The sequence below is a fragment of the Streptococcus intestinihominis genome (assembly GCF_046824975.1).
In the GTDB taxonomy this organism is placed as follows: domain Bacteria; phylum Bacillota; class Bacilli; order Lactobacillales; family Streptococcaceae; genus Streptococcus.
In genome coordinates this window covers 93,866-99,296 of the sequence record NZ_JBKQBL010000004.1, presented here as the reverse complement: position 1 = coordinate 99,296, position 5,431 = coordinate 93,866, and the positions used below count along the sequence as shown (strand labels likewise).

3 protein-coding genes and 1 pseudogene are annotated in these 5,431 nt (G+C 46.5%); all 4 read left to right on the top strand.

Annotated elements, in window-relative coordinates; all coding sequences use genetic code 11:
• Positions 1–2,656: CocE/NonD family hydrolase (locus ACLOR3_RS07365; protein WP_412037108.1), on the top strand; the 2,656-nt coding region annotated here is incomplete at its 5' end.
• 120 nt (positions 2,657–2,776) lie between these two features.
• Positions 2,777–4,351, top strand: coding sequence for a M20/M25/M40 family metallo-hydrolase (locus tag ACLOR3_RS07360; RefSeq protein WP_411400212.1), 1,575 nt, complete (start codon positions 2,777–2,779; stop codon positions 4,349–4,351).
• Positions 4,352–4,456: 105 nt separating this feature from the next.
• On the top strand, positions 4,457–5,200 hold the full coding sequence (locus tag ACLOR3_RS07355; protein ID WP_411399873.1) for an ABC transporter ATP-binding protein: 744 nt from the start codon (positions 4,457–4,459) through the stop codon (positions 5,198–5,200).
• Positions 5,190–5,431 (top strand): annotated as a pseudogene (locus ACLOR3_RS07350) (hypothetical protein); the annotation flags it as partial. The gene ACLOR3_RS07355 and the pseudogene ACLOR3_RS07350, both read left to right, overlap by 11 nt.

Below are 5,431 nucleotides of genomic sequence, written 5' to 3'. Positions count from 1 at the left end.
GACTGGTCAACCTGTTGAGGAGCAAGATGCTAAGAAGGATGCAACTGTGACGGATGCTGTCAACCAGCTCTTGAAATGGGCGTCGACAAAAGATGGACAAGTAGGATCAACTGATAAGGATCGTTTGGCCTTTGCTAAAAGTCTTGGTATGATCAGTGAGGATACAGAAGGAACGGCACCAGTGACTAACTTAGCTTCCATGGTTGAGGTGGCTAAAAAACTCCATGCGGCCTACCGCGCTGATCGCAAAGAACCTCTCTTTTTGAACGGACGGGCCCAACCGATCTTCCCATTTACACCGGGGGATAATATTGAGCATTATTCTTATGAAAAGAGTGACATTGTCCGCTATATTGTCTATGTTGAGACGGATTATGACACAGATGGAGATGGCAAGCCAGACTTAGTGAAAACTTTGGTCCAAGTTCCTAAGGCAGCAGTCAAGGGGGATTATAAAGCACCGACTATTTTTGAAGCCAGTCCTTACGTAACAGGTACGACAGAAGAACGCACCCTTGAGGGCTTGGGTCTGAAAGAAGGTGGGAACTTTGATATGGCAAAACTCTACAGTAAGCCAGAAAAGAGAAAGGCAGTCAAAGAAGTCTCGACAGAAGAAGTGGCAAAGGCTGCAGATCCAAAAGAATGGTACTATGTCAATCCGCGTGAAAGCTCAGATGACTATACCCACTATGACTATGAAAACCTCAACTGGTACAATTACTACTTGGTTCGGGGTTATGCAGTAGTTACCAGTAGTGGTCTGGGATCCAAAGGTTCTGATGGGATCAATACGACTGGATCTGACCTAGAAATTGCGGCCTACAAGAACATCATTGAGTGGTTGAATGGTAAGCGTAAGGCCTATGCGGACAAAACCAGCAACCGTGAAATCAAGGCTGACTGGTCCAGTGGAAATGTGGCCATGACAGGCTTGTCTTGGGCTGGTACAACGACCTTCGGTGTAGCCTCTACTGGAGTCGAAGGTCTCAAGACCATTGTGCCAGCAGCAGGGATTGCCAGCTGGTATGACCATTTTAACAGCCAAGGATCTCCTCTTGATACAGGAGCTTCCAACGACCTCTCTTGGTTGTCAGTCTATACCTCAGGCCGTATTCTTGATAAGGAAGATTGGGACAAGGTCAAGGATTACTATGCAGCCTATATTACCAAGCTGAATGAGCTCCAACACAAGGATGGCCATAATTACAACGAAGAGTATGTCAAACGTGACTACACCTTGAACGCAGCCAATTTGAAAGCTGCACCATTGATTATCCAAGGGCTCAATGACGACAATGTCAAGCCTAAACATTTCGAACTTATGCTGGAAGCCTATAAGAAGGCAGGGATCGATGCCAAGGTCTTGCTCCATCAAGGCAATCACATCTATCCATCCACTCGTTGGTCAGGAACAGAAGTGGCAGGTCAAGCCTTTAATGACCTGATGAATCTCTGGTATAGCCATTACCTCTACGGTATCGAAAATGGCATTGAAAACCTCCCGCAAGTAACAGCTCAGGACAATCTGGATCCTAGCAAGTGGCACCGCTTTGACAAGTGGGATACAGATCAAGCTATCTCAGGTCGGATCTACTCTAAGCGGGAAGAGGTAACAGTGACGGGGGATTACTATGGCACGGGAAACAACTGGACCACACGCAACCAGGATGCGGCCTTCCATTCTTCCGAAGTAGCAGCTTCCTATGCAGCAACCGTTGACCAAGATACGACCATCAAAGGTCATATTCCGGTGCATTTTAGCGCAGCTTTTGTCAAGGGAGACAAGAACCATGCCCATGTCAGTGCGACCCTGATGGATGTTTCCGATGAAGAATTTGATGTCGTTAAGGAAGAAATCACCTATGACAAAGATGGCTACAGCACGCGCACACTGGAAAAAGAAACCATCGATGAGACAGGTTACTGGAATGGTAGCAACCTTGAAACCTTGCCTCTCAAACGTTACAAGACCCACAAGGTTAAGAGTGTGGTAATTGCGCGTGGGTGGATGAATCTGGCCAATCCAGCTTCTCGCTATGACTCTGCTAGCTCTAGTAAGTCCATCGATGTGAAAGAAAATGAATTCCATGATTACACCATGTACTTGCAGCCAAACTTGTATACAGTGAAAAAAGGTCATCGTCTGGTCTTGAGTCTACACACCTATGATCCGGATTATATCTATTTTGCGGATCCATATGAAGTGACCTTCAAAACAGACTCTATTTCAACAACCATCCCAACTGTCGAAGCTAGTCGGTCGCTCTTATTCCGCTACCAGCCAAGTGAAAAGGATACCGAATATGCAAGCTTGGCAGATCGTATTCTCCCAATCGCTAAGAAGAAGCCTACTGTAGTGGAAGAAGCCGGTAAGGTCTCTGTTGCTGATCAAGCTAGTCATCTGGAACAACAACCACCAGTCGGACGAGACCAAATGGACTTCCGTAAAGAACAGAAAGAAGAATTGGCTCAATTAGCACACGTCAGCGAAAGCAAAAGCCAAGGAGAGGAAAGTGTCGCTCGCTTGCCTGAAAAGGAGGAAGCTCACTTGCCTGAAACTGGAGAAACAGTAAATATCTGGACAGTTTATGGCTTGCTAACCTTCCTTGCGACTAGCTTGTGGAAAGTTGTCTACCGTCGCAAAGAAGATCAATAATACCAGACTGATCGCCCAAGGGTGATAGCATACCAAAGGATCCAGTCCATCAGAAGGAGGCTTTCATTGAGATCCATAGAACATTTCCAAGAACAAATTGCCACCATTTTTCAAGAGGCAATGTCCATACCGAGCTTTACTAATACCGAGACAGAAAGGGAGATAGAAGACTATCTAGACCAACGAATTGGGTCTATTCCATATTTCAAGAGTCACCCCCAGCACTTTGGTCGCTACCCTCTTCCCAATGACCATCTTCATCGCAGTGTCAATTGGGCCTTAGTCGATAAGGGCAAGAAAAAGACAGTGATCCTTTTTCACCACCACGATACGGTAGATTTAGAAGATTACGGTCCCCTAGCCCCTATAGCTTTGGATTCCGAGGCACTGGTTCAAGCCTTGAAGGGCATTGATTTTCGATCAGAAATGCAGGAGAACCTAGATTCTGGCCAATGGCAATTTGGACGAGGTTCTTGTGACATGAAGGCGGCTTTAGCGCTCCAACTGGGAGTCTTAGAAGCCTACGCCTCCGATCCAGAAGGCGGGCAGGTCAACCTCCTCTACCTTTCTGTGGGAGATGAGGAGTCCTATTCACGCGGGATGCGAGGAGCATTAAGTTTGCTCTGTCAGTTAAAAGATGAGTTTGACTTGGACTATGTCTTAGCAGTGGATTCAGAGCCCTTTGAAGCCACTAGTGACCAGGAGAAGGTCTTGCACATCGGAACGGTCGGCAAGCTCATGCCAGTCGTCGTGACTCAGGGTGTCTTATCCCATATGAAGGAGCCTCTTAAAGGAATCAACGCCCTCTCTCTCCTAATCGCAGTTGCATCGAGATTGGACCTCCATCCTGACCTATCCGACCAAGCTTTGGGAGAGCAGTCTCCTCTTCCTTCTTGGTCTTATCTGCGAGATTTGAAGGACCAGTATGATGTATCGACGGTCCTCTATGCTGCTGGCTATTTCAGTGTGCTGCATCTGAAAAAGTCCCCTCAGGAATTACTGCAACGCATCAAGGAGTTGAGCCAGGAAGCGGTTGATGAGTTTTACGTCAAATACCTGTCCCTCCAGGACCAAGCAGGCCAAGAACATGTGATAGCTCAGCCAAGAGTGATCAGCTATCAAGAATTGCTGGATCGTTGCCAAAAGAAGGAAGGATTTTCAAGCTTCCAAGAGCAATGTGAGCAAAGGGCCTACCAAGCTTTCTTAGCTGGAGTCAGCTATCAGGCCATTGCCATCCAGCAGATCCAAGCTTACTTAGACTTCCTAGCGGAGAAGACTCCATTGGTTGTCATTGGCTTTGCACCACCCTATTACCCATCCATGAACTGTCGTTCTTTACCAAACACCAGTCTCAAAATTGGCACCCTGGTGGATGATTACCGCCACTATTTAGGAAGATGCGGCCTGACCCTGAAGGTGGAGGAATACTTCATGGGCATTTGTGACACCAGTTATTGCGCCTTGGAGAGAGACCTAGCAAGCTATCAGGTCGTCTTGGATAGTTTGGCGACCCCTTCTCAAGTCTACGAGTTGGATTTGGAAAAAATTGCCCAGATCCAAGTTCCGGCAGTCAATTTAGGACCTTGGGGCAAGGAACTCCATCAAAGAGGGGAGCGGGTCTATAGGAAGGATCTCCTAGATACCATTCCTAGTTATCTGTTTGGCCTTCTCTATCGCTTTGAAGAATTGCTTTAATACTTAAGTTTTCCATTGACAAATGAGGAAAAGAGGACTAAAATATAGGCAAAATAAGTAACCACTTTCTTTCATTAGGGAAGTGGAATAGGAGAAGGAGAATCTATGATTGAATTTCAAGGAGTCACCAAGGATTACGATGGTCAACTGGCATTGAACCATTTGAGCTTAACCATTGAAGATGGGCAAATTGTCGGCTTGATCGGCCATAATGGAGCTGGGAAATCAACGACCATTAAGAGCCTGGTCAGTGTCATCACCCCGACGACTGGTAGAATCCTAGTAGATGGGAAGGACCTCTATAGCAATCGCTTGGAAATAAAGAAGAAAATTGGCTACGTAGCCGATTCGCCAGATCTCTTCCTTCGATTGACGGCCAATGAATTTTGGGAGTTGGTCGCTACTTCTTATGATATGAGCCAGCAGGAATGTGATGACCGCTTGGAGCATTTGTTGCATCTGTTTGACTTTGCTAGTCATCGTTATGAGGTCATCGAGTCTTTCTCTCATGGGATGCGGCAGAAGGTCTTTGTCATCGGGGCTCTTCTATCTGATCCAGACATTTGGGTTCTAGATGAGCCCATGACTGGTTTGGATCCTCAAGCCTCTTACGATCTGAAGCAGATGATGCGGGAGCATGCGGACAAGGGCAATACCGTCATCTTCTCTACCCATGTCCTCGAAGTAGCAGAACAGCTCTGTGATAAGATTGCCATCCTGAAGAAGGGGAATCTCATCTTTTATGGCACCATCGAGGAATTAAAGGGACAACACCCAGAACAAAGCCTAGAGTCCATTTATCTTGGATTGGCTGGTCGAAGAGAAGAGGTGAGTCCAGATGCGTCTTAAAATGGTTCGTCGCCTAGTCGATGTCAACATTATCTATGCGACTCAGCCCGCCCAATTAGCGAAATTTAGAAAGAAGCAGGAAAAGGATCCGACTAGGAAGGTCAATGTTTCCGCCCAGTCCATTCGGACCTATATATTTATTGGTCTCCTTTATCTCTTTCTTTTTGGGATACTTTCTAGTGCCAATGATTTTGTCTCTAGCCCTGGTCCCTTTGTCAATATGATTACGCT

Coding starts and splice junctions, on each gene's coding strand:
- ACLOR3_RS07360 (WP_411400212.1), top strand. CDS start 2,777: ATGTCCATACCGAGCTTTACTAATACCGAGACAGAAAGGGAGATAGAA.
- ACLOR3_RS07355 (WP_411399873.1), top strand. CDS start 4,457: ATGATTGAATTTCAAGGAGTCACCAAGGATTACGATGGTCAACTGGCA.